The following is a 22968-nucleotide window of genomic DNA, read 5'->3' on the forward strand; positions in this document are numbered from 1 at the left end:
TTGCGATGAGTACCGACGACAAACGCATTCGTGAATTCGCTTATCAGATCTGGGAGTCGGAAGGTAAGCCGGAGGGCCAGGAAGCCCGGCACTGGGACATGGCCCGCAAGCTCGCCGAGGCCGAAGCCCTGGCTCCAAGCACGCCACCCAAGGCCGGCAAGGCCAAGCCTGCGACCGGAAAGCCCGCCGCCAAGAGCGCGGCCAAACCCAAGGCCAAGTCGGCCGCCGCCGTGGTAGTGCCCCCGGGGGAAAAACCCGCGGCGGCGAAGAAGCCCCGGGCGCCGCGCAAACCGCCGGCCAACTGACACCCGCCGGCCATCTCGTCCTCGTCAACCCGTGGCACGCCCGCGCGCCATAAGGGTCGCGTTCGCCCTGAAAAAAGGGCCCGGCCCGTCACCGTCTCACTGCAGGAGCAACCATGAGCAGATCCAAGCAGCCCGCCGCCACTCCCGAGAGCGAACCCTCGCGCATTCGTGAAGGCCTGCCCTTCCCCCTCGGCGCCACCTGGGACGGCCTGGGGGTCAACTTCGCGCTGTTCTCGGCCAATGCCACCAAGGTCGAGCTCTGTGTGTTCGATGATGCCGGCGAAGTGGAACTCGAACGCATCGAACTTCCGGAATACACCGACGAAATCTTCCACGGCTACCTGCCCGACGCTCACCCGGGGCTGATCTACGGCTACCGCGTGCACGGCCCCTACGACCCGGCCAACGGTCACCGTTTCAACCCCAACAAACTGCTGATCGACCCCTATGCCAAGCAACTGGTGGGCGAGCTGAAATGGTCCGAGGCGCTGTTCGGCTACACCATCGGCCACCCGGATGCCGACCTCAGTTTCGACGAGCGCGACAGCGCGCCCTTCGTGCCCAAGTGCAAGGTCATCGACCCGGCCCACACCTGGGGCAACGACCAGCGGGTCAGCGTGCCCTGGGACAAGACCATCATCTACGAGACCCATGTGCGCGGCTTCACCATGCGCCACCCTTCGGTGCCCGAGAACCTGCGGGGCAGCTTCGCCGGGCTGATGGTGGACGACGTGCTGGAGCACATCCGCAAGCTCGGGGTGTCGTCGGTGGAGCTGCTGCCGATCCACGCCTTCGTCAACGACCAGCACCTGCTGCACAAGGGCATGACCAACTACTGGGGCTACAACAGCATCGCCTTCTTCGCCCCCGACCCGCGCTACCTGGCCAGCGGCAAGATCGCCGAATTCAAGGAAATGGTCGCCCACCTGCACGAAGCCGGGCTGGAGGTGATCCTGGACGTGGTCTACAACCACACCGCCGAAGGCAACGAGCAAGGCCCGACCCTGTCCATGCGCGGCATCGACAACGCCTCCTACTACCGCCTGATGCCCGACGACAAGCGCTTCTACATCAACGATTCGGGCACCGGCAACACCCTGGACCTGAGCCACCCCTGCGTGTTGCAGATGGTCACCGACTCGCTGCGCTACTGGGCCACGGAAATGCACGTGGACGGCTTCCGCTTCGACCTGGCGACCATTCTCGGGCGTTACCACGACGGTTTCGACGAGCGCCACAGCTTCCTCGTGGCCTGCCGCCAGGACCCGGTGCTGCGCCAGGTGAAGATGATCGCCGAACCCTGGGACTGCGGCCCCGGCGGCTATCAGGTGGGCAACTTCCCGCCGGGCTGGGTGGAATGGAACGATCGCTTTCGCGACACGGTGCGGGCCTTCTGGAAGGGCGATGACGGCCAGCTGGCGGATTTTGCCGGGCGCATGACCGCCTCCGGCGAGATGTTCAACCAGCGCGGCCGCCGGCCCTACGCCTCGGTCAACTTCGTCACTGCCCACGACGGTTTCACCCTGCACGACCTGGTGTCCTACAACGACAAGCACAACGAAGCCAACGACGAGAACAACCAGGACGGCAGCAACAACAACCTGTCCTGGAACCACGGCGTCGAAGGCCCCAGCGACGACCCCGAGATCAACGCCCTGCGCCTGCGCCAGATGCGCAACTTCTTCGCCACCCTGCTACTGGCCCAGGGCACGCCGATGGTGGTGGCCGGCGACGAATTCGCCCGCACCCAGCACGGCAACAACAACGCCTACTGCCAGGACAGCGAGATCGGCTGGGTCAACTGGGAGCTGGATAACGACGGCAAGTCCCTGCTCAAGTTCGTCAAGCGCCTGATCAAGCTGCGCCTGAGCTACCCGATCCTGCGGCGCGGGCGCTTCCTGGTGGGCAGCTACAACGAGGACATCGGGGTCAAGGACGTCACCTGGCTGGCCCCCGACGGCAGCGAGATGACCACCGAGCACTGGCAGGACCCCCATGGTCGCTGCCTGGGCATGCTGCTGGACGGCCGCGCCCAGGAAACCGGGATCCGCCGCCCCGGGGCCGATGCCACGCTGCTGCTGGTGGTCAACGCCCACCACGACATCGTCAACTTCCGCCTGCCTGAGGTGCCCGCCGGGGAGTTCTGGACCTGCATGCTCGACACCAACCAGCCGGCGGTGCGCGGCCAGGAACGCTTTGCCTTCGGCCACGAGTATTCGGTGACCGGGCGCTCCCTGCTGCTGTTCGAACTGCAACATGAGGAAGAAGACTGAACATGGACCTGCAAGGCTTCCTGCATCACTCCCCCGACCTGGGGCATGCCGACACCCGCGCCCTGGGCCTGTGCCTGGACGCCCTGGTGGGCGCCGGGCTCGACCGCCTGCCACTGCCCGCCGGGGGCGCCACCCTGCAACGCTGGCAGGCCCTGGCCAGGGTCGCCGGCCATGACCTGGGCCTGTGCAAGCTCTACGAGGGGCACACCGACGCCCTGGCGATCATGGCGGAACTGGGCTGCCCCGTGCCCCCCGGCACCACCTGGGGCACCTGGGCCGCGGAGCCGCCCCAGGCCCGGGTGCACGCCGTTGCCGATGGCCCGCACTGCCGGCTCAGCGGCACCAAGGCCTGGTGCTCGGGGGCCGAGGTGCTCAGCCATGCCCTGCTCACCGCCTGGGACGCCGACGGCCACCAACGCCTGGTGGCGGTGGCCCTGGACCAGCCCGGGGTGCAGGTCGAGAGCGGCAGTTGGCAAGCCGTGGGCATGGCCAGTACCGGCAGCCAGCGGGTTGACTTCCACGAGGCTCGTGGCCAATGGGTCGGCGGGCCGGATGACTACCTGCAGCGCCCGGGCTTCTGGCAAGGCGCCATCGGCATCGCCGCCTGCTGGCTGGGGGCCGCCCAGGCCATCGCACGCCCCCTGCGCGAACACTGCGCCAAACGCGACGAGCCCCATGCCCTGGCCCACCTGGGGGCAGTGGACAGCGCCCTGCATCAGGCCGCCTGCGTGATGCGCCACAGTGCCCGGCAGTTGGATCATGCGCCCCAGGCCGACTGCCAGTTGCTGGCCCGGCGCGCCCGGGCGGTGACCGAGGCCAGCGTCGACAGCGTGCTGCACCACGTCGGCCGGGCGCTGGGCGCCGGCCCCTATTGCCTGGACCGGCACTTCGCCCGGCTGCTGGCGGACCTGCCGGTGTTCATCCGCCAGAGCCATGCCGAGCGTGACCTGGCCATTCTCGGGCAACAGCTGGCCAACGCCGCCCACGCTGCAGCGGACACGGGAGGATGGCAACTGTGAAAGCCAATCCGATTGTCGGTCGCGGCACCTCGCTGCAGGCCTGGCAGGCTTCCTCGCAACTGCAGGCCATGGCCGCGGTGGATATTCGAACCCTGGTCCCGCAAGGAGCGCGGGCGGTGATTGTGGCCCCGCACCCGGACGATGAAATCCTCGGCTGTGGCGGCCTCCTGCAACTGCTGGCGGCGCAGGGGCGCGAGCTGCTGCTGATTTCGGTCACCGATGGTTGCGCCAGCCATCCCGGCTCCCGGCGCTGGCCGGTACAGCGCCTGAGCCAGGTACGGCCCCAGGAGTCCGCCGAAGGCTTGCGCCGCCTGGGCTTGCCGCTGCAGCGCATCACCTGGCTGCGCGCGGGCTTCGAGGACAGCCGCGTCGCCCGGGACGAAGCCGCCCTGACGCAGTTCATCCAGGGTTGCCTGCGCGCCGGTGACGTGCTGTTCAGCACCTGGTGCGAGGACGGCCACTGCGACCACGAAGCCGTGGGCCGGGCCAGCGCCCTGGCCGCCCGGGCGGCGGGCGCGAGCCTCAAGGAACTGCCGATCTGGACCTGGCACTGGGCCGATCCTGAGGGCCGGCAGCTGCCCTGGGAGCGGGCCCGCAAGGTGCTGCTCAGCCCTGCCCAGGTGGCCCGCAAGCGCCATGCCATCCACGCCTTTGCCAGCCAACTGGAGGGCGACCCGCAGATCGGCCTGGCGCCCGTGCTGGCACCGCACATCATCGAGCGTCTGCTGCAACCTTTTGAGGTGGTGTTCCTATGAGTGTCGACAGTCGCTATTTCGAAGGGCTGTTCGCCCGGGACCAGGACCCCTGGGCCTTTCGCCAGCGCTGGTATGAACAGCGTAAACGTGCAATCACCCTGGCCAGCCTGCCGCGCCGCCATTACCGGAGCATTTTCGAACCCGGCTGTGCCAACGGCGAACTCAGCGCCGAACTGGCCAGCCGCTGCGACAGCCTGCTGGCCTACGACACCGCGCGCAATGCGGTGGACCTGGCCCGGCAGCGCTTGCGCTCCTTCCCCCACGCCCGGGTGGAACACGGCCGCCTGCCCCAGGACTGGCCCAAGGGGCCCTTCGATCTGATCGTCATCAGCGAGATCGGCTATTACCTGGACGCCGCCGACCTGGCGCAACTGGTGGCACGGGCCCTGGGCTCCCTGGCCGCGGATGGCCAGCTACTGGCCTGCCACTGGCGCCCGCCCATTGCCGAGTGCCCCCTGGATGCCGGACAAGTGCACGAACTGCTCCATCGCCATTTGCAACTGCCACGCTTGCTGGAGCACCAGGAAGCGGACTTTCTCCTCGACCTCTGGGGCCGCGAAGCGGATTCGGTCGCGACCCTGGAGGGCCTGCGATGATCGGAGTGGTGATACCCGCCCATAATGAGGAGCAACTGCTGGCCGACTGCCTGCGCTGCGCCCTGAAAGCCGCCAGCCACCCCGAGCTCAATGAAGACGTGGCGATCCTGGTGGTGCTCGACAGCTGCTCCGACGGTTCTTTGGACATTGCCCGCCAGTTCGCCGTGCAACACCTGCAATTGCAGGTGCGCAATGTCGGACGGGCACGGGCCGCGGGCGCGCAGTTGCTGCTGCAGGCCGGCGCCCGCTGGCTGTCCTGTACCGATGCCGACAGCCGCGTGCCCGAAGACTGGCTGGTGGCCCAACTGGCCCTGGGCGCCGACGCCGTCTGCGGCACCGTCACCGTCGACCGCTGGAGCGAAGGCTTCGAACCCCAGGCCCGGATCCGCTATCACGACGCCTACCAGGACAGCGATGGCCACCGGCACATCCATGGCGCCAACCTCGGCATCAGCGCTGCAGCCTATGTCCGCGCCGGCGGCTTCGAGGCCCTGGCCTGCCACGAGGATGTGCAGCTGGTGCGGCAGTTGCAGCGCTGCGGCGCCAGCATCGCCTGGAGCCGGCATCCGCAAGTGATTACCAGCGGGCGCCTGGATTCGCGGGCCAAAGGTGGGTTCGGCGATTACCTCAAGGGCCTGAACGGACCTTGCGCAGGGCTGTGAAGTACAGCATGGCATTGGTCAGTGCGCCTCCCCGGGGGGAGAATTGCCGTCTACCCTGTGACGGGCTTGGTAATCAGCAAATAAGCCTGGGCTGGCACTGCGTGGAAAGCTCCAGGCTGTGTATGATTACCCCCGAATCGCGGTGCTCCAAAGGTATGGGGCACCGGTACTTCACGCTGAGGCAGGTGCCAAGGAATCAGCGTGCGTGCAAACCCAGGGTCGCGACTGAACGGAGGTTCAACCGCTACTGCCGTGGCCCGGAAAACAGGGATGTGACACCCCATGAAAGCCATACCCGCAATCGACAGCAACTGGCCCAGCCAAGTCTGGAACAGTGCCCGCAGCCTGGCCGAGGTGCCGGCCATCAATCTGGCCAACCTGGTTCCGGCCGGCTCCCGGGCAGTGATAGTCGCCCCTCACCCCGGTGACGAAGTGGTCGCCAGCGGCGGCCTGCTGCAAGTGCTGGCCCACCACGGCCACCCTCTGCAACTGATTTCCATCAGCGACGGCAGCGCCAGCCATCCCGGGTCGGAGCTGTGGCCCAAGCGCCGCCTGAGCGTGTTCCGGCCCCAGGAAAGCGCCGAAGCCCTGCGTCGCCTGGGCCTGCCCCTGCACAGCCTGAAGTGGATCCGCGGCGGCTTTGCCGACAGCGCCTTGAGCGAACGGGAACAGCAGCTGGTGCCCTTCATCTGCCGCTACCTGCGCGACACCGACGTGGTGTTCAGCACCTGGCGCGCCGATGGCAACCTCGACCACGAAGCCGTGGGCAGGGCCACGGCCAAGGCCGCGAGCCTGGTGGGTGCGCGTTTTCATGAGATTCCGATCTGGGCCTGGCACTGGGCGGCCCGCGAGGAGCACCAGATCCCCTGGCAGCGTGCGCGCAAGCTGCGCCTGGACACCTGGACCGTGGCCCGCAAGCGCCACGCCGCCCACGCCTATGCCAGCCAGTTGCAGGGCGAGCCGGAGATCGGCCTGGAGCCGTCGCTGTCGCCGGTGCTGCTGGAGCGCCTGCGCCTGCCCTACGAGATCATCCTGATGTAGGCCTGCGCGGGTGGAAAATAAGCTGAACGCACGCACCGGTCGCCAGTCCCATCTGTAACCGCCACTGATTCCAAGGAGCCCGCGTGAGCAGCGATTCCACCCGCCAGCCCAACCCCGAGGCGGTCCAGCGGTTACGCGTTCTGACCGTCAACACCCACAAGGGCTTCACCGCCCTGAACCGCCGCTTCATTCTTCCGGAACTGCGCGAGGCCGTGCGCAGTACCCAGGCCGACCTGGTGTTTCTCCAGGAAGTGCTGGGCGAGCACGAGCGCCATGCCTCGCGCCTGGACAACTGGCCTCAGCAGTCACAGTACGAGTTTCTCGCCGACAGTATGTGGAGCGACTACGCCTACGGGCGCAACGCGGTGTACCCCGACGGCCATCACGGCAACGCCCTGTTGTCGAAGTTTCCGATCCGCCAGTACCGCAACCTCGATGTTTCGATCACCGGCCCCGAGCGCCGGGGCCTGCTGCACTGCGTGCTGGATGTGCCCGGCCACGCCGAGGTCCACGCCATCTGCGTGCACCTGAGCCTGCTGGAAAGCCATCGCCAGTTGCAGCTGGCGCTGCTGGGCCAGTTGCTCGAATCCCTGCCCGAGGAGGCACCGGTGATCATCGCCGGCGACTTCAATGACTGGCAGATGCACGGCAACGCCACCCTGGGCCGGCGCAACGACCTGCACGAAGCCTTCGAACGCCATCATGGCCGCCCGGCCAAGACCTACCCGGCCCGCTGGCCACTGCTGCGCCTGGATCGGGTCTACCTGCGCAACGCCCACAGCCACCGCCCGCAGATCCTCGGCAACAAGCCCTGGACCCACCTCTCCGATCACCTGCCGCTGGCGGTGGAAGTGCACCTGCCGCCTGGGGCCGCACATCAGAATTCATGAATAAATAGCCGTATTCCCGCCAGAGTCGACCATGCTTTTCCCCGAACCCGAGCCTGGGGGCACCCGCCTCCGGGCCAACCTTGAGCCCAGAGAAGGAATCAAGCGATGAGCGAGCAACCCACGATTGTCCTAGTCCACGGTTTCTGGGGCGGTGCCGCCCACTGGAACCGGGTCATCGTCGAACTGCTGAACCGCGGTTACGAGAAGATCCGCGCCGTGGAACTGCCCCTGACCTCCCTCGCCGAGGACGTCGAACGGACCCGCAAGCTGGTGGCCCAGCAAGCGGGGCCGGTGCTGCTGGTGGGGCACTCCTACGGCGGCGCGGTGATCACCCAGGCCGGGCATGCGCCAAACGTCGCGGGCCTGGTGTACATCGCCGCCTTCGCCCCGGACCAGGGTGAAAGCCCCGGTGGCCTGACCCAGGAGTTCCCGCCTGAAGCCGCCGCCAATCTGGCGCCCGACAGCGACGGCTACCTCTGGGTGCGTCCGGAGCGTTTCCAGCAGAGCTTCTGCCAGGATCTCAGCCCCCAGGAAGGGCTGGTCATGGGCCTGACCCAGAAGGCGCCGCTGGCCAGCACCTTCGGCGACGCCCTGGGGGCCCCGGCATGGCGCGACAAACCTTCCTGGTACCAGGTGTCCCGTGCCGACCGCATGATCGCCCCGGCGAACCAGGAGCGCATGGCCGCCCGGCTCAACGCCCGCAAGGTCATTCACCTGGACGCCAGCCACGCCTCCCTCGCCTCCCAGCCCGGGCCCGTAGCCGCGCTGATCGCCGAGGCCGCCGACTCCCTGTAACCGGTTGACTGGGCGATCTTCAGACGAGCCGTTGGCGACCTCGCAAACCCCGCGCCCCAGCGACGGAGCGCCGCCCAGACAGTTCGTAACCTTCGGCAACGGCTACAGGACGCCTGGGTCAACTGTCAGGGCGCAGGATCAGTACGGCCAGCGGCGGCAGGTTGAGTACCAGGGACAGGGCCTGGCCATGGCTGCTCTGCTCTTCGCTGAAGGCCTCGCCACCGTTGCCGTAGTTGGAGCCGGCATACAGTTGCGAATCGCTGTTGAGCAACTCGCTCCAGCGCCCCGCCACCGGTACGCCGACGCGATAGCCCTGGCGTGGCACCGGGGTGAAGTTGGCCACCACCAGCAGCGGTTCGCCGCTCTTGCTCCAGCGCAACCAGGCATAGACGCTGTTGATCGCATCGTCGCCGATCAGCCATTGGAAACCCTGGGGCACGTCGTCCTGGTCGTGCAGCGCCGGGTACTGGCGATACAGGCGGTTGAGGTCCCCCACCAGTTGTTGCACCCCGCGGTGCTCGGGGTATTGCAGCAGGTACCAGTCCAGTTGCTGGTCGTGGTTCCACTCGCGCCATTGGCCGAACTCGCAGCCCATGAACAGCAGCTTCTTGCCCGGATGGGCCCACATGAAGCTCAGGTAGGCCCGCAGGTTGGCGAACTTCTGCCAGCGATCGCCGGGCATCTTGTCGATCAGCGAGTGCTTGCCGTGCACCACTTCGTCGTGGGAGATCGGCAGGATGAAACGCTCGGACCAGGCGTACACCAGGCCAAAGCTCAGTTCGTTGTGATGGTGGGCGCGGTACACCGGGTCCTGCTGGATGTAATGCAGGGAATCATGCATCCAGCCCATGTTCCATTTATAGGCAAAGCCCAGGCCGCCCTGGTCGGTGCGCTGGCTGACCCCAGGCCAGGCGGTGGACTCCTCGGCGATCACCAGGGCACCCGGGGCCTCCAGGGCCACGACGTCGTTGAGGTGACGCAGAAAATCAATGGCTTCGAGGTTTTCCCGGCCGCCGTGGCGGTTCGGCACCCATTCCCCGGCCTTGCGCGAATAGTCGCGGTAGAGCATCGAGGCCACGGCATCCACCCGCAGGCCGTCGACGTGGAAATGCTTGAGCCAGTGCAGCGCCGAAGCCAGCATGAAACCGTGCACTTCGGTACGCCCCAGGTTGTAGATCAGGGTGTCCCAGTCCTGGTGGAAGCCCTCCAGGGGGTTGCCGTACTCATACAGTGCAGTGCCGTCGAACTGCGCCAGGCCGTGGGTATCGGTGGGAAAGTGCGCCGGCACCCAATCGAGAATCACCCCGATGCCCGCCTGGTGGCAGGCGTCGACGAAGGCTGCGAAATCCTGCGGGCTGCCGTAGCGGGCGCTGGGGGCGAACTGCGACAGCGGCTGGTAGCCCCAGGAGCCGCCAAACGGGTGCTCCATGATCGGCATCAGTTCGATATGGGTAAACCCCAGGTCCTTGACGTAGGGAATCAGCCGTTCGGCCAGTTCGGCCCAGCTGTACTGGCGGGCCACTTCTCCAAGGTCGTCCACTTCGCACTGCCAGGAACCAGCATGCAGCTCATAGATCGACAGCGGCGCGTCCACCCGCTGGCGCTCGCCACGGGCCAGCATCCACTCCTGGTCCTGCCAGTCGATGGTCAGGGGCGGCGCGACTCTGGAGGCGGTGTCCGGCGGCAACTGCGTGGCCAGGGCCATGGGGTCGGCCTTGAGCGGCAGGATGCCCTGGGGCCCGAGGATCTCGTATTTGTAGGCCTCGCCCGCCTGCAGGCGCGGGATGAACAGCTCCCAGACCCCGGAGGGATGGCGCAGGCGCATCGGGTGCCGGCGCCCGTCCCAGATATTGAAGTCGCCCACCACCGAGACCCGCCGGGCATTCGGTGCCCAGACCGCAAAACGCACGCCGTCGATGCCGTCCACGGTGGTCAGTTGCGCCCCCAGGCAGGAACTGAGGTCGCGGTGATTGCCTTCGGCAAACAGGTACAGGTCCATCTCCCCCAGCAGGGGGCCGAAGCTGTAGGGGTCTTCACTGACCTGTTCGCCCCCGGCCCATTGAATGCGCAAGAGATAGGGCCGGGCCTCGGGAAAGTGCCCGACAAACAGCCCCGGCACCTCACCGGCTTGCAGGCTGCCGAGCACCTGCTGCTGGTCGCGGTCCAGCACCTGCACACTCAGCGCCCCGGGCAGGAAAGCGCGGATGAATTGCCCGCCGGCGCCATCGCCGTGGGGCCCGAGAATGGCGAATGGATCGCGGTGTTCGGCCCGTACCAGGGCGTCGATGGCCTTGGCCGAAGGAAGCAATGCCGGTTGCTGCTTTCCCTGTTCCTTGTTCGAGAAACTCATGACTGCTCTCCACCACTCTCAATATCGGAAAAGGGTTTCAGTTCACGTAACAGCCCCACCAGGCCGTGCAATGGCACAGGCAACCAGGCGGGACGGTTCTCCGCTTCATAGGCCAGCTCGTAGGCGGCCTTCTCCAGGCTGAACAGTGCCAGGGCGGCATCCGCGGCCGCCGGATCCTGCCAGCCATGGGCAAGATTAGCCGTCGCCAGCCGATACGCCTGGACAAAGGCGTGGCGCGCCTCGGCCAGGTAGCGCGTGACCACTTTGCGCCGCCCCGCCGCCGCGCCTTGCGCGCCGTCCACCGCCGGTGCCTCCAGGGCCATGGCCGCCGCGTAGTCGAAGGAACGCAGGACCCCACTGACATCCTTGTACGGGCTGTGCTTGCCGCGGCGCTCGGCCAGGGGCCGGGCCGGCTCGCCCTCGAAGTCGATCAGGTAGGCATCGCCCTTGATCACCAGTACCTGCCCCAGGTGCAGGTCGCCGTGGACACGAATCCGCACGCCCCCCACCAACTGTTTGGCCAGTTGCTGGATGTGACCCAGGATCAGCGCCTTATGCTGCAACAATTTGCCGAGCAATTTCTGCTCCCCTGCCGCGAGTTCGGCCTGGTGCTGTTGAAGCAGTTGCAACCCGCGCTCCAGTTGCTCGGCAACCTGCTGGTTCCAGGCCTGGGCATCCTTGGCGGTGGCGTGCTCGGGAGCGAAATCCGGATTGTCGCTGGGGGCCGCCAGCAGCAGGTGCATTTCCCCCAGGCGCTGGCCCAGCAGGCCGGCGAAATCCTGGAGCTCGCCCAAGGCGTTGTAGTGCTGCTCCTGCTCGGACATGGCCTCGGCCAGCTCGTCGCGGATCGCCCGCTCGAGGTTGTTCTGGGTCCACTCCCAGGCATCGCCCTGATTGTTCAGGTAGCCCTGGGCGATCATCAGCAGATGGTCTTCGCCCTGGGCATCGCGGCGCAGCACCGAGCCCAGCAGCGGCGAGATGTGGGCAAAGCCGGCAGCGGTGAGGAAGGCGCCCATTTCCAGTTCCGGGTGAATGCCCCCCGCCACCTTGCGGATCAGCTTGAGCACCAGGCTGCCGCCCACCACCACCGAGCTGTTGGATTGCTCCGCCGACAGGTAGCGCACCTCGGCGTCGGCCCCCAGGCCCAGCGCCGCCAACTGCGCGGTGGCCTCGAAACGGATCTGGCCCTGCTCGCTGTCCAGGCAGGTGGTGCCCTGCAGCGCCAGCAGCACGTTGCGCACGAAACTGTCGAGGGCGAAGGCGTCGGTGATCAGCCCCACCTGGCGCCCGCGACGCACCCGGGCCATGGCCAGTTGCTGGGGCAAGGCGCTGTTGATCTGCTCTTCGGCCAACAGGCCGAACGGCAACTGGTAGCGCTCGCTGCGCCCGGCGCTGGTGACTTCGATCTCGCTGAGCAGCACCGGGTGCTGCGGGTCGCCAAAGCGCACGCCGTAGGCGATCCGCGCCTGGTCGATGGCGCTGTCCTTGCCGGCGAACCAGCGCCGCTTGGGCAGCCAGTTGGGCAGTACTTCCTGCTCCAGGGTGGTGCGCGATGGCGCTTCGAGCAATTCTTCGAGGCGTTTCTTCAGCACCAGGGTGGTGAAATCCGGCAGGCTCTGGGCCGGTTCCACGTGCCAGCTGGGCATCTGGTTTTCCGCCGCCAGGACGAACCAGTAGAAACCGTAGGGCGCCAGGGTCAGGAGGAAATTCAGCTGTCCGATGGGCGGAAAGGCGTTCCCGCCGAGCATCTCCACCGGCACCATGCCCGCGAACGCCGAGAGGTCCAGCTCCGCGGCCTGGGCGCTACGCGAGACGTTGGCCACGCACAGAATGATCTCCTGCTTGCCGTCAGGCCCGGTGTATTCCCGGGTATAGGCCAGGATCCGTCGGTTGCTCGGCGACAGCATCTTCAGCGTGCCGCGGCCAAAGGCCTTGGACTGCTTGCGCACCGCCAGCATGCGCCGGGTCCAGTTGAGCAGCGAATGGGGGTCGCCAGACTGGGTCTCGACGTTGACTGACGGGTAGCCGTACAGCGAATCCATGATCGGCGGCAGCACCAGGCTGGCCGGGTCGGCCCGGGAGAAACCGCCGTTGCGATCGATGGACCATTGCATCGGCGTACGCACGCCATCCCGGTCCCCCAGGTAGATGTTGTCGCCCATGCCGATCTCGTCGCCGTAGTACAGGGTCGGGGTACCGGGCATCGACAGCAGCAGGCTGTTGAGCAGCTCGATGCGCCGCCGGTCACGCTCCATCAGCGGCGCCAGGCGCCGGCGGATCCCCAGGTTGATCCGCGCCCGGCGGTCGGCGGCGTAGTAGTTCCACAGGTAGTCGCGCTCGCGGTCGGTGACCATTTCCAGGGTCAGTTCATCGTGGTTGCGCAGGAAGATCGCCCACTGGCAGTTGGCCGGGATCTCCGGGGTCTGGCGCAGGATGTCGGTGATGGGGAAGCGATCCTCCTGGGCCAGGGCCATGTACATGCGCGGCATCAGCGGAAAGTGGAAGGCCATGTGGCACTCGTCGCCGTCGCTGCCTGTGACATCACCAAAGTACAGCTGGGTGTCTTCCGGCCATTGGTTGGCCTCGGCCAGGAGCATGCGGTCCGGATAGTTGGCGTCGATTTCGGCGCGGATCTGCTTGAGCACCTGATGGGTCTCCGGCAGGTTCTCGTTGTTGGTGCCATCGCGCTCGATCAGGTAGGGAATGGCGTCCAGGCGCAGGCCGTCGATGCCCATGTCGAGCCAGTAGCGCATCACCGAGAGCACGGCCTTCATCACCTGGGGGTTGTCGAAGTTGAGGTCCGGCTGGTGGGAGTAGAAGCGGTGCCAGAAGTACTGGCCGGCCACCGGGTCCCAGGTCCAGTTGGACTTCTCGGTGTCGAGAAAGATGATCCGCGTGCCGTCGTATTTCTGGTCGTCGTCGGACCACACGTAGAAATTGCGCGCCGCCGAACCCGGCTTGGCCTTGCGTGCCCGCTGGAACCAGGGGTGCTGGTCGGAAGTGTGGTTGATCACCAGCTCGGTGATCACCCGCAGCTCGCGCTTGTGGGCCTCGGCGATAAAGCGCCGGGCGTCAGCCAGGGTGCCGTAGTCGGGGCTGACCCCTCGGTACTCGGCGATGTCGTAGCCATCGTCGCGCCGCGGCGAGGGGTAGAACGGCAACAGCCAGATGGTGTTGACCCCCAGGTCCTTGATGTAGTCGAGTTTGGCGATCAGCCCGGGAAAATCGCCGATTCCGTCGTTGTTGGAATCGAAGTAGGACTTCACATGTACCTGGTAGATCACCGCGTCCTTGTACCAGAGCGGGTCCTTGATAAAGGTCGTGGGGCGAGGTTTCTTGGCCATGTCGAGCTCCTGAAAAAATTGAATTCGCAGCTGCCACAAACCACGCCCCACCGTGGGAGCTGGCTTGCCAGCGAAGGCGTCGGCCGGGCCTGCACAAGGCCCATGGGCCCAAGCCGGCTCCTACGTGGCGGTGATGCGCCAGATGCCGAAGGGCTGCGCCGGTTCGATGCGCATGAACTGGGTCTTGCCGTACCAGGTCCAGCGGTGGCCGTTCATCAGGTCCTCGCCCTGGGTCTGGGCGTCATCGGCCAGGCCCATTTCCCACAGCGGCAATTCGAAATGCGCCTCCTGGGGGTTGAACGGGTCGAGGCTGACCGCCACCAGCACGAAGTTGTCGCCGCTGCGCTTGCCGAAATACAGGATGTGGTCATTCCAGGCGTTGTACAGCTTGAGCCCCAGGTGGCTGTGCAGCGCCGGGTTCTGCCGGCGGATGCGGTTGAGCTGGGCGATCTCGGCAATGATGTTGCCCGGCGCCGAGAAGTCCCGTGGGCGGATCTGGTATTTCTCCGAATCCAGGTACTCCTCCTTGCCCGGCACCGGCGCCGATTCGCACAGCTCGAACCCGGAATACATGCCCCACAGCCCGGATCCCATGGTGGCCAGCACCGCGCGGATCAGAAACCCAGGGCGCCCCGAGTCATGCAGGAACTGCGGGTTGATGTCCGGGGTGTTGACGAAGAAGTTGGGGCGGAAGCAGTCGCGCCACGGCGGCTGGTTGAGTTCGGCCAGGTAGCTGGACAACTCGCTCTTGGTGTTGCGCCAGGTGAAGTAGGTGTAGCTCTGGGTGTAACCGACCTTGCCCAGGCGCGCCATCATCGCCGGGGTGGTGAAGGCTTCGGCGAGGAAGATCACCTCCGGATACTGGCGGCGCACTTCGCCGATCAGCCACTGCCAGAACGGCAGCGGCTTGGTGTGGGGGTTGTCCACGCGAAAGGTCTTGACCCCCTCCTCGACCCAGCCGATGACGATGTCCCGCAGCTCCAGCCACAGGCTGGGAATGGCCTCGGCGGCATAGAAGTCGACATTGACGATGTCCTGGTACTTCTTCGGCGGGTTCTCGGCGTATTTGATGGTGCCGTCCGGGCGCCAGTTGAACCAGCCCGGGTGCTGCTTGAGCCAGGGGTGGTCCTGGGAACACTGGATGGCGAAGTCCAGGGCGATCTCCAGGCCGTGGTCGGCGGCCGCCGCCAGCAGCCGGCGGAAGTCCTCCCGGCTGCCCAGTTGCGGGTGGATGGCCTCGTGGCCGCCCTCCTCGCTGCCGATTGCATAGGGGCTGCCGGGATCGTCCGGGCCTGCGCTCAGCGAGTTGTTGGGCCCCTTGCGGTGGCTGCGGCCGATGGGGTGGATCGGCGGGAAATACAGCACGTCAAAGCCCATGTCGTGAATCATCGGCAGCCGCGAATGAACGTCGTTGAACGTGCCGTGGCGGGCCGGATCGTCGGTGATCGAGCGGGGAAACAGCTCGTACCAACTGGCGAACTGGGCCTGTAGCCGCTCCACATCCAGCGGGTACTCGGGGCTCAGGCTCAGGTAGGGCCGGTGATCGGCCTCGGCCATCAGGCGCGCGCTGGACTCGCTGAGAAACAGCGCCACCTGCTCGGCCTCCAGCAACCCGGACAGCTCGCGCTGCAACGCCAGCAACTGCTCGCGCAGCGGCCCTTCGCTGCGCTCGGCGGCCTGTTGCACATGGCTGCGGCCCTCCTGCAGCTCCAGGCTGACCGCAACCCCGGCCAGGTGCTTTTTCTCCAGCTCGTAGCAGAAGCTGGCGAACTGATCGATCCAGGCTTCGATACAGAAGCGGTAGCGCCCCACTTCGGGCACCGTGAAACGCCCCTGCCAACCGTCGTTGCCCTGGTCTTCCAGGGCCTGGCTGGCCCAGCTGTCCTGCTGCTCGTTGTGCCAGCGCACCCGCACCGCCAGTTTGTCGTGGCCGTCGGCGAATACCTTGCACGCCACCTCTACCTCCTGGCCGGCCACCGCCTTGACCGCGAACTGGCCGCCGTCGAGCACCGGGCGGATGCTCTCGATGGCAATGCGCGGCAGCAGCAGGGCCTGGGACAACGGCAGGTGCGCCTGGTATTGCTGTTCGGTCGGTTTTTCTACAGTCATCGAGCATCACCCCTTTTTCACGTCTTAGACGCTCTGGTGGCGGGGCCGCGGCCCCGGTGAATCAATGCACTTAGGTTCCGAGCCAAAGCCTGCGGCGAAAGTTCACCGCGATTGGTCGGCCAAGCGGCGGGAATCAAATCCGCGCCGCTGCGGTCCACCAGAAGAGCCCGTGCATCTGCAAGCACAAAGGAGGCCAGCGCGATGAATATCCCGATCCCGGCAGAAACCCCCGATCCCAACATCGACCAACCGACCCTGCCCCCCAGCGAGCCTGAGCCGATCCCGGAGCAGGAACCGCCGGAAAGCACCCCGCCACCCAAGGGCGACCCGCCCACTACCATGCCGCCGGTGGTGGTCAGCGCCTGAGCCCGGGCGCCCGCCCAGCCAGCAAGCATAGACAGCCGCGTGGGGAGGCCCGGAGCATCAGCCGTCCTGGCGCTTTTCCAGGCGCCGGACAATCAGCGGCATCAGGCTGAAGACCATCAGCGCCAGCAAGGTACTGAGCACCGCCGTGGCCTCGCGGCCCATGCCGGCGGCCACACCGATGGCTGCGGTCATCCACAGCCCGGCGGCGGTGGTCAGGCCCTTGACGTGCTGGCCCTGGTCTTCTTCACGGCCCTTGAGGATGGTCCCGGCGCCGAGAAAACCGATCCCGGCGATGACCCCCTGGAGCACCCGGCTCATGGCATCGGCCTGGGCCCCGGACAGGCTCGGCACCAGCACGAACAGGGCCGCGCCCATGGCCACCAGCATATGGGTGCGAACCCCGGCGGCCTTGCCCTGGTGCTCGCGTTCGAAGCCCAGAATGCCCCCCAGCAGGGCCGCCACCAGCAGCCGCAGGGTGATCTGGGTCAGTTGCCGGGCATCGCCGATATCGGCGAATTCGTCTTGCAGGGTCAGCCAGACTTCTTGCCACCAGGTGTTCATGCGATCGCTCCTCGTCCCTTCGCGGGTTCCTGAGCGATGGACCGCGCCCGCCAGCAAAAGGTGCCGCCATCACCACCGCAGGAACCGGCTTGCCGGAGAAGAGGCCCCAAGCCGGCTGCCAACCCCACGGACGCCTTCGCTGGCCAGCCAGTTCCTGCACAAGCCTGCGCCCCCACCCGCCAGCGCCTGCCCAGCCACCGTTGATCGCCGTGGTCGAACCCTGGCCAGCCCCTGCGCCCTAACCTGTACAGCCATTGCCTTGAGGTAACCGCCATGAGCCTGCGCATCGAAAACCAGACCTGCTATTTCGACACCGAAACCCTGCACCAGCACCTCCCGGCCAGCGCCGTGACCATCATCACCGACAGCGCCAAGTCGATGTCGGCGGTGGACCTGGGTGGCGAGCGGGTCTACATCACCGAAGCAGAAGCCGACGCATTGACCGTAGCAGGCGCCACCGACGGCCGGCGCCATCTGAAAGCCAGTGAAGGTGATTCGGTGATTTGACTGACCTGGATCAGGGCCCGCCCCGCGGCCCTGTGCCAGCACGGCCTGCAGCCCTCCCTGGTGGCACCTGAGGGGGTACGGCAAGTTGTCGCAGGGGCGCTGCAAAGGGCCATCTGATCCGGTTTTTTATCAAATACCTGAGTCTGTTATGCAAACAGATCCGTGGTCATAGTTGCCCGGCCTGATGGAGGCTGATGAGCGAACGACCATGAGCGAAAGAATCCCCGTCCGATTAGTAGAAACCTTCGAACCTTCACGCCCTACACAGATGAAGACGAAGACCACTGACAAACACGTCTACACCCGCAGTTTCAGCGGCCTGTTCCGCACCCTGCGCATGAGCGGAGCAGGTTTCCTGTTCCTGCTGTTCTTCGGCACCGTGTGGCTCAACTGGGGTGGCCGCCAGGCCGTGCTCTGGGACCTGGCCGAAAGCAAGTTCCACATTTTCGGCGCAACCTTCTGGCCCCAGGACTTCATCCTCCTCTCGGCGCTGCTGATCATCTGCGCCTTCGGCCTGTTCGCCATCACCGTGTTCGCCGGCCGCGTCTGGTGCGGCTACACCTGCCCGCAAAGCTCGTGGACCTGGCTGTTCATGTGGTGCGAAAAGGTCACCGAGGGCGAGCGCAACCAGCGGATCAAGCTGCAGGCCGCGCCCTGGGGCCTGAACAAGCTGGCCCGCCGGGCCATGAAGCACACCCTGTGGCTGGGCATCAGCCTGCTCACCGGCCTGACCTTCGTCGGCTACTTCACCCCCATCCGCCCCCTGGCCCAGGAACTGCTGACCCTGCAGATCGGCGGCCTGAGCCTGTTCTGGGTGCTGTTCTTCGCCGCGGCCACCTACATCAACGCCGGCTGGCTGCGCGAGGCGGTGTGCATGCACATGTGCCCTTATGCGCGCTTCCAGAGCGTGATGTTCGACAAGGACACCCTGACCATTTCCTACAACCCGGTGCGCGGCGAAAGCCGTGGCCCGCGCAAGCGTGATGTGAAGCCTGCCGATGTCGGCCTGGGCGACTGCATCGACTGCCAGCTGTGCGTACAGGTCTGCCCTACCGGCATCGACATCCGCGACGGCCTGCAGATGGAGTGCATCGGCTGCGCTGCCTGCATCGACGCCTGCGACTCGATCATGGACAAGATGGGCTACGCCCGCGGCCTGATCGCCTACACCTCGGAACACGAGTTGCAAGGCGGCAAGACCCACCTGCTGCGTCCGCGCCTGGTGGGCTATAGCCTGGTGCTGCTGGTGATGATCGGCGCCCTGGCCCTGGCCCTGGTGCAGCGGCCGATGGTCTCCCTGGACGTGAGCAAGGACCGCGGCCTGTTCCGCGAGAACGCCCTGGGCCAGATCGAGAACATCTACAGCCTGAAGATCATCAACAAGACCCAGGAACGCCAGCAGTACCACCTGGCCCTGGTGGATGGCGAAGGCTTCGAGCTGCAGGGCAAGACCGAGCTGAGCCTGGCCCCCGGTGAAATCACCGACCTGCCGGTGTCCGTGGCGATGACCCAGGACAAGGCGCAGAGCAGCTCCCAGGCCATCAGTTTCAAGGTCAGCGACAGCGATGACCCCGGCGTCTACGCCGTGGCCAAGAGTCGTTTTGTCGCGCCGATGAACCGCTGAGCCTCTAGAATGCCCTGGCGAGGGAGCCGGCTCCCCCCCGGGGCCGGCCCCGGAGCCAATGAACCGGACACCCGCCGCCAGCCCGCTGGCGGCGTTCGTCACTCCCTCGCCACCGCAGATATGTCGACCCGATGACCAGACTGGATCCTCAACCGCAGATGAAACGCTACGAAAAATTCGCCGATGACATCGCCGAACTGATCCGCTCCGGGGTCCTGGGGCCGGGCCAGCGTGTGCCTTCGGTGCGCTACGCCAGCCAGACCTACGGGGTCAGCCCGTCGACGGTGTTCCAGGCCTATTACCTGCTGGAGCGTCGCGGCCTGATCCGCGCCCGCCCGCGCTCCGGCTACTTCGTCAATGCCCACGCGCCGAGCCCGTTCTCGGAGCCGGTGATCAGCAGCGAAGTCAATGAATCCACCGAAGTCGATGTCAGCGAACTGGTGTTCTCGGTGCTCGATTCGATCAAGGACCCGAGCACCGTGCCTTTCGGCTCGGCGTTCCCCAGCCCGACCCTGTTCCCCCTGCAGCGCCTGTCGCGCTCCCTGGCCAGCGCCAGCCGCGAGATGGACCCGCGGGTGGTGGTCACCGACATGTCGCCGGGCAATCCGCAACTGCGCCGGCAGATCGCCCTGCGCTACATGGTGGCCGGGCTGATGCTGCCCATGGAGGAGTTGCTGATCACCAACGGCGCCCTGGAGGCGCTGAACCTGTGCCTGCAAGCGGTGACCGAGCCCGGCGACCTGGTGGCCATCGAGGCTCCGGCCTTCTACGCCAGCCTGCAAGTGCTGGAGCGGCTCAAGCTCAAGGCGGTGGAAATCCCCGTGCACCCGCGCGACGGCATCGACCTCGGGGTGCTGGCCCAGACCCTGGAGCGGCACCCGATCAAGGCCTGCTGGTGCATGACCAACTTCCAGAACCCCATGGGCGCGAGCATGCCCGAGGCGAAGAAACAGGAGCTGGTGGAGCTGCTGCGCCAGCACCAGGTGCCGCTGATCGAAGACGACGTCTACGCCGAGCTGTACTACGGCCAGCAGGCGCCGAAACCGGCCAAGGCCTTCGACACCGAGGGCCTGGTGATGCACTGCGGCTCCTTCGCCAAAAGCCTGGCCCCGGGCTACCGCATCGGCTGGGTCGCGGCCGGGCGCTATGCGCAGAAGATCGAACGGCTGAAACTGATGACCTCGTTGTGTGCCTCGATGCCGGCCCAGGCGGCGATTGCCGACTACCTGCAGCACGGTGGCTACGACCGCCACCTGCGCAAGCTGCGCTATGCCCTGGAAGAACAGCAGAGCGCCATGCTGGCGGCGATCGCCCGTTACTTCCCGGCCCAGACCCGGGTCAGCCAGCCGGCCGGCGGCTACTTCCTGTGGCTGGAGCTGCCGCCGCAGATGGACTCGCTGAAACTGTTCCAGATGGCCCTGGCCCAAGGCATCAGCATCGCCCCAGGGCCGATCTTTTCGCCGACCCAGCGCTTTCGCAACTGCATCCGCCTGAACTACGGCAGCCCGTGGAACGAAGCCGCGGAAAAGGCCATGGAAACCCTGGGGCGGATCATTCGGTCCTTTTAAGCACAACCGCCCCACCCGCACCTGTAGGAGCCGGCTTGCCGGCGAAGAGGCCCGTAAGCCATGCAGCGCCTGAGCGGACGCCTTCGCTGGCAAGCCAGCTCCTACGGGGCGGTACACACCGCGCAATCTCCAGGCCGAGTGAGTCGCTGCAAGAGCGGAACCGCAAGTAGCCGCACCCGCCGGAATGGATATGTACCCCATCCCACGCGCCCCATCAAAGAACCAAATCCCCTTGCCACCTCCCCTCAACTCATTCAGCATCCGCGCTCCAATTTTCCAGGGAAAGGAACACGTCATGGTCGAAGACCTGTATTACGACGACTACCCAGAGGCCAAGGCCGAACTGATCAAGGCCATCGAACGTGGCCGCCTGCCACTGCTGACCCAGGAACTCAACGCCTACGACTGCATCCAGGCGATCTTCGAACTGGACGCCATCAACAACCCCAAGGACGAGCAAGACGCCTTCTTCGACCTGGCCCTGGCCCTGATCGGCTGGATTCCCGGCCCCGGGCACGGCCTGAAGATCCTTTTGCGCCTGATCAACCGCGCCCCCCAGCGCCACGCCGAAAAGCTCTTCGACCTGATCCGCCACACCCTGCTGGCCTGCCGCCTGAAGACCAGCCCCGAACAGCTGCTGGAAAAGTGCCTGGACCCCGTGCGCCTGGCCGAGGAACTGCCCGAGATCATCCGCGGCGTGAGCGCCTCCAGCACCTTCAACGGCCTGACGCCCCAGCAGCAGCGCCTGGTGCTGCACAACCTCAACGAAGCCTGCGAACACACCGAGTTCCTCATGGTGTCGGTGCAAGAACGCATTGCCCCCTGGATCGCCGAGCAACGCAACAACTCGGCCGCCGCCCACAGCCGCGGCCCGGCCCTGGCGCCCAAGCCGCAGTCGTCCCTGGAACCGCGCCCAACGACCCTCACCGCCGCGCCACAACCCGGGGCCCACGACGCCGCAAGCCTCGCCCAGGACATCAACCAGGGCCTGGAACACCTCACCGGTGAGGGCCACTGGCTGGAACTGAACCTGCACTACCCCAACCTGGAGCCGGTGTCCGGCGCCGCCTACCGAGCGGTGTTCAGTGACGGCTCGCAAGCCGAGGGCAACCTCGACCAGGAAGGTTTTGCCCGCCTGGAAGGCATCCCCGAGGGCCCGGTGAAGGTCTACTACGGCGAAGACCCACGGCCCTACCTGCGCCGGCCAATCGTTGCCCTGCCCGCGGGTGCGCAGCAGTTGGAAGAAGAGCTGGAGCAGCTTGACCTGGAGCCCGCCGAAGTCGACCTGCCGACCCTGCTGCTGGAAACCTCGCAGCGCAAGGCGCCCTTCACCCTGATTCCTGTGTACTGAGCCAAGGCACCGACATGAACCGCAGACAAGTGTTTCTCAGCCACAAGCAGTACCACGACTTCCTCGAAAGCCTGGCCGGCGAAGAGGCCCACTGGCAGACCCACTCGATGATGGCCGACAGCCCCGAGCAGGAAGCCTCCCTCAAGGCCTCCAATGTGCGCAGCGCGCGCCTGCACCACCTGATCCTGGGCTACACCGGCGGTGCACCCATGGAGCAACTGGCCCGGGAGCTGGATGGGGTGATCGAAGGCTACGAGGACTACCAGCGCAAGATGGGGGTTTATGAAGAACGGCCGGATATCGCGCCGCTGAACATCGAAGACTACCCCGACGAGTACGAGGAATATGTCCAGGTCATCAGCCTGTGCATCCTGCTGCAACGCAGCGACCTGCTACCGCGCCTGGTGCTGCTGCAGGACCGTGCCGGCTTTGGCGGCCAGGACACCCTGATCGAGGACCTGCTCAAGGCCTACCTGCCGGATCGTGAAGACGTTGATCAGTGGTTCCACGACGTCTCCACGCCCCTGATCCGGGCCATCTACACCGAAGATCCGGAGGAACCCCGGGAACTGCTGGTGGAGTACTGCAACCAGTGGTACGAGGCGTTCGAACAGGCCCCATGGCACGACAGCCACCTAGACGGCGACGAGGGTTCCTACTTCGGCTACTGGGCCTTTGAAGCGGCGGCAGTGGCCTACCTGTTCGGCCTGGACGACAGCGCGGTCAAGCACATGGTCTTCCCCCGGGAGATGCTCGAATACGCCCGGCGCTTTACCCCGCCGCCGATGCCCCAATAGCTGGCGCAGCACTGATAGACCCCGTTTACCGCCCCTTCTTAAAGGTTATGCATTG

At 66.2% G+C, this 22968-nt stretch carries 19 protein-coding genes; 15 read left to right on the forward strand and 4 right to left on the reverse strand.

Annotated elements, in window-relative coordinates; all coding sequences use genetic code 11:
* The first annotated feature begins 5 nt into the window (after positions 1–5).
* The 9 genes from ACUXVH_RS11270 to ACUXVH_RS11310 all read left to right on the forward strand — a co-directional run bounded on the left by ACUXVH_RS11270 (position 6) and on the right by ACUXVH_RS11310 (position 8336).
* On the forward strand, positions 6–305 hold the full coding sequence (locus ACUXVH_RS11270; protein WP_015635523.1) for a DUF2934 domain-containing protein: 300 nt from the start codon (positions 6–8) through the stop codon (positions 303–305).
* Between the two features lie 113 nt (positions 306–418).
* Positions 419–2578 (forward strand): glycogen debranching protein GlgX, encoded by a 2160-nt coding sequence (gene glgX, locus ACUXVH_RS11275; RefSeq protein ID WP_011061171.1) that lies wholly within the window; start codon positions 419–421, stop codon positions 2576–2578.
* Between the two features lie 2 nt (positions 2579–2580).
* The gene (locus ACUXVH_RS11280; RefSeq protein ID WP_065363990.1) at positions 2581–3597 is read left to right on the forward strand and encodes an acyl-CoA dehydrogenase family protein; all 1017 of its coding nucleotides are present in this window, start codon (positions 2581–2583) and stop codon (positions 3595–3597) included.
* Positions 3594–4352, forward strand: coding sequence for a PIG-L deacetylase family protein (locus ACUXVH_RS11285; RefSeq protein WP_065363989.1), 759 nt, complete (start codon positions 3594–3596; stop codon positions 4350–4352). The genes ACUXVH_RS11280 and ACUXVH_RS11285 overlap by 4 nt, the downstream gene beginning before the upstream one ends.
* Positions 4349–4948 carry a class I SAM-dependent methyltransferase gene (locus tag ACUXVH_RS11290; RefSeq protein ID WP_011061168.1) on the forward strand — a complete coding sequence of 200 codons (600 nt, stop codon included), beginning with the start codon at positions 4349–4351 and terminating at the stop codon, positions 4946–4948. Before ACUXVH_RS11285 ends, ACUXVH_RS11290 begins: the two co-directional genes overlap by 4 nt.
* Complete coding sequence (locus ACUXVH_RS11295) at positions 4945–5610, forward strand: glycosyltransferase (protein ID WP_065363988.1); 666 nt, start codon at positions 4945–4947, stop codon at positions 5608–5610. The genes ACUXVH_RS11290 and ACUXVH_RS11295 overlap by 4 nt, the downstream gene beginning before the upstream one ends.
* 282 nt (positions 5611–5892) lie before the next feature.
* The gene (locus ACUXVH_RS11300) at positions 5893–6651 is read left to right on the forward strand and encodes a PIG-L deacetylase family protein (RefSeq protein WP_011061166.1); all 759 of its coding nucleotides are present in this window, start codon (positions 5893–5895) and stop codon (positions 6649–6651) included.
* A gap of 83 nt (positions 6652–6734) precedes the next feature.
* The gene (locus ACUXVH_RS11305) at positions 6735–7541 is read left to right on the forward strand and encodes an endonuclease/exonuclease/phosphatase family protein (protein ID WP_011061165.1); all 807 of its coding nucleotides are present in this window, start codon (positions 6735–6737) and stop codon (positions 7539–7541) included.
* Between the two features lie 105 nt (positions 7542–7646).
* Positions 7647–8336 carry an alpha/beta hydrolase gene (locus tag ACUXVH_RS11310; protein WP_015635519.1) on the forward strand — a complete coding sequence of 230 codons (690 nt, stop codon included), beginning with the start codon at positions 7647–7649 and terminating at the stop codon, positions 8334–8336.
* 118 nt (positions 8337–8454) lie between these two features.
* Here ACUXVH_RS11310 and glgB read toward each other — a convergent pair whose 3' ends face one another.
* The 3 genes from glgB to ACUXVH_RS11325 form a co-directional block, all read right to left on the reverse strand.
* A complete protein-coding gene (gene glgB / locus ACUXVH_RS11315) occupies positions 8455–10686 on the reverse strand; it encodes a 1,4-alpha-glucan branching protein GlgB (protein ID WP_019095234.1) in 2232 nt (743 codons plus the stop codon).
* On the reverse strand, positions 10683–14030 hold the full coding sequence (gene treS / locus ACUXVH_RS11320) for a maltose alpha-D-glucosyltransferase (protein WP_011061162.1): 3348 nt from the start codon (positions 14028–14030) through the stop codon (positions 10683–10685). The genes glgB and treS overlap by 4 nt, the downstream gene beginning before the upstream one ends.
* A gap of 120 nt (positions 14031–14150) precedes the next feature.
* Entirely contained in the window at positions 14151–16139 is a 1989-nt protein-coding gene (locus ACUXVH_RS11325; RefSeq protein ID WP_065363987.1) for an alpha-1,4-glucan--maltose-1-phosphate maltosyltransferase, read from the reverse strand.
* A gap of 201 nt (positions 16140–16340) precedes the next feature.
* On the opposite strand from ACUXVH_RS11325, the gene ACUXVH_RS11330 reads away from it, so the two are divergent.
* Positions 16341–16505 carry a hypothetical protein gene (locus ACUXVH_RS11330; protein WP_019095231.1) on the forward strand — a complete coding sequence of 55 codons (165 nt, stop codon included), beginning with the start codon at positions 16341–16343 and terminating at the stop codon, positions 16503–16505.
* A 57-nt stretch (positions 16506–16562) separates the two neighbouring features.
* Here the strand turns inward: ACUXVH_RS11330 and ACUXVH_RS11335 are convergent, their stop codons facing one another.
* Positions 16563–17066: an MgtC/SapB family protein gene (locus ACUXVH_RS11335; RefSeq protein ID WP_011061160.1), complete on the reverse strand. Its 504-nt coding sequence runs from the start codon at positions 17064–17066 to the stop codon at positions 16563–16565.
* Between the two features lie 273 nt (positions 17067–17339).
* On the opposite strand from ACUXVH_RS11335, the gene ACUXVH_RS11340 reads away from it, so the two are divergent.
* The 5 genes from ACUXVH_RS11340 (at position 17340) to ACUXVH_RS11360 (ending at position 22913) form a co-directional block, all read left to right on the forward strand.
* Entirely contained in the window at positions 17340–17573 is a 234-nt protein-coding gene (locus ACUXVH_RS11340; protein WP_011061159.1) for a DUF3203 family protein, read from the forward strand.
* A gap of 208 nt (positions 17574–17781) precedes the next feature.
* Complete coding sequence (ccoG, locus tag ACUXVH_RS11345; protein ID WP_011061158.1) at positions 17782–19197, forward strand: cytochrome c oxidase accessory protein CcoG; 1416 nt, start codon at positions 17782–17784, stop codon at positions 19195–19197.
* A 158-nt stretch (positions 19198–19355) separates the two neighbouring features.
* On the forward strand, positions 19356–20765 hold the full coding sequence (gene mapR, locus ACUXVH_RS11350) for a GntR family transcriptional regulator MpaR (protein WP_011061157.1): 1410 nt from the start codon (positions 19356–19358) through the stop codon (positions 20763–20765).
* Positions 20766–21060: 295 nt separating this feature from the next.
* Positions 21061–22116, forward strand: coding sequence for a hypothetical protein (locus tag ACUXVH_RS11355; RefSeq protein ID WP_065363986.1), 1056 nt, complete (start codon positions 21061–21063; stop codon positions 22114–22116).
* A 14-nt stretch (positions 22117–22130) separates the two neighbouring features.
* A complete protein-coding gene (locus tag ACUXVH_RS11360; RefSeq protein ID WP_065363985.1) occupies positions 22131–22913 on the forward strand; it encodes a PoNe immunity protein domain-containing protein in 783 nt (260 codons plus the stop codon).
* Positions 22914–22968 lie beyond the last annotated feature (55 nt).

This window comes from Pseudomonas sp. 8(2025) (genome assembly GCF_052665325.1).

Excerpts from the sequence above, each read along its gene's own strand:
- ACUXVH_RS11290 (WP_011061168.1), top strand. The coding sequence starts at position 4,349 with ATGAGTGTCGACAGTCGCTATTTCGAAGGGCTGTTCGCCCGGGACCAG.
- ACUXVH_RS11355 (WP_065363986.1), top strand. The coding sequence starts at position 21,061 with ATGGTCGAAGACCTGTATTACGACGACTACCCAGAGGCCAAGGCCGAA.
- ACUXVH_RS11310 (WP_015635519.1), top strand. The coding sequence starts at position 7,647 with ATGAGCGAGCAACCCACGATTGTCCTAGTCCACGGTTTCTGGGGCGGT.
- treS (WP_011061162.1), bottom strand. The coding sequence starts at position 14,030 with ATGGCCAAGAAACCTCGCCCCACGACCTTTATCAAGGACCCGCTCTGG.
- ACUXVH_RS11300 (WP_011061166.1), top strand. The coding sequence starts at position 5,893 with ATGAAAGCCATACCCGCAATCGACAGCAACTGGCCCAGCCAAGTCTGG.
- ACUXVH_RS11280 (WP_065363990.1), top strand. The coding sequence starts at position 2,581 with ATGGACCTGCAAGGCTTCCTGCATCACTCCCCCGACCTGGGGCATGCC.
- ACUXVH_RS11335 (WP_011061160.1), bottom strand. The coding sequence starts at position 17,066 with ATGAACACCTGGTGGCAAGAAGTCTGGCTGACCCTGCAAGACGAATTC.
- ACUXVH_RS11295 (WP_065363988.1), top strand. The coding sequence starts at position 4,945 with ATGATCGGAGTGGTGATACCCGCCCATAATGAGGAGCAACTGCTGGCC.
- glgX (WP_011061171.1), top strand. The coding sequence starts at position 419 with ATGAGCAGATCCAAGCAGCCCGCCGCCACTCCCGAGAGCGAACCCTCG.
- mapR (WP_011061157.1), top strand. The coding sequence starts at position 19,356 with ATGAAACGCTACGAAAAATTCGCCGATGACATCGCCGAACTGATCCGC.
- ACUXVH_RS11325 (WP_065363987.1), bottom strand. The coding sequence starts at position 16,139 with ATGACTGTAGAAAAACCGACCGAACAGCAATACCAGGCGCACCTGCCG.
- ACUXVH_RS11340 (WP_011061159.1), top strand. The coding sequence starts at position 17,340 with ATGAGCCTGCGCATCGAAAACCAGACCTGCTATTTCGACACCGAAACC.
- ACUXVH_RS11330 (WP_019095231.1), top strand. The coding sequence starts at position 16,341 with ATGAATATCCCGATCCCGGCAGAAACCCCCGATCCCAACATCGACCAA.
- ACUXVH_RS11360 (WP_065363985.1), top strand. The coding sequence starts at position 22,131 with ATGAACCGCAGACAAGTGTTTCTCAGCCACAAGCAGTACCACGACTTC.
- ACUXVH_RS11270 (WP_015635523.1), top strand. The coding sequence starts at position 6 with ATGAGTACCGACGACAAACGCATTCGTGAATTCGCTTATCAGATCTGG.
- glgB (WP_019095234.1), bottom strand. The coding sequence starts at position 10,686 with ATGAGTTTCTCGAACAAGGAACAGGGAAAGCAGCAACCGGCATTGCTT.
- ccoG (WP_011061158.1), top strand. The coding sequence starts at position 17,782 with ATGAGCGAAAGAATCCCCGTCCGATTAGTAGAAACCTTCGAACCTTCA.